Genomic DNA, 670 nt, shown 5'->3' with positions numbered 1-670 from the left:
GGCTGCGAGCCGAGACGCAGGGCGAGGTGCTGTTCGACGATGCATCGCGCGGACGCTACGCGACCGACGCGTCGATCTACCAGATCATGCCGGCGGGCGTGCTGGTGCCGAGGACCGAGCGCGACGTGGCCATGGCCATCGACATCGCGCGCGATCTCAAGGTGCCGGTCCTGGCGCGCGGCGGTGGCACCAGCCAGTGCGGCCAGACCACCGGCGCGGCGCTGGTGATCGACAACAGCAAGTACTTGCGCCGCGTGCTGGCTCTCGACCCCGAGGGCCGCACCGCCACGGTCGAGCCCGGCATCGTGCTCGATCACCTCAACGCGCAGCTCAGGCCGCACGGGCTCTGGTATCCGGTGGATGTGTCGACCAGCGCGCAGGCCACGCTCGGCGGCATGGCGGGCAACAACTCCTGCGGCTCGCGCTCCATCGCCTACGGCAACATGGTCCACAACGTGCTGGGCGCGAGCGCCTGGCTCTCCGATGGCGAACTGGTCGACTTCGGCCCGGTGGCCACGCTGCGCGCGCGCGCGACGGACATCGCGACCACCGTGCGGCAGCTCGCCTGGCAGCTCGGCGGCGAGATCGATGCGCGCTGGCCCAAGGTCATGCGCCGCGTCGCCGGCTACAACCTCGACATCTTCGACAACCAGAGCGAGAAGCCCTACAC

1 protein-coding gene is annotated in these 670 nt (G+C 70.3%); it reads left to right on the top strand.

Features of this window, described 5'->3' with window-relative positions; all coding sequences use genetic code 11:
- The coding region (locus AC1DTN_RS37980; protein WP_477925306.1) for an FAD-binding oxidoreductase at positions 1–670 on the top strand (670 nt) is incomplete at both ends.

It is taken from the genome of Rhizobium sp. 01T444 (assembly GCF_056398305.1).
This window is presented reverse-complemented; position numbering and strand designations above follow the sequence as displayed.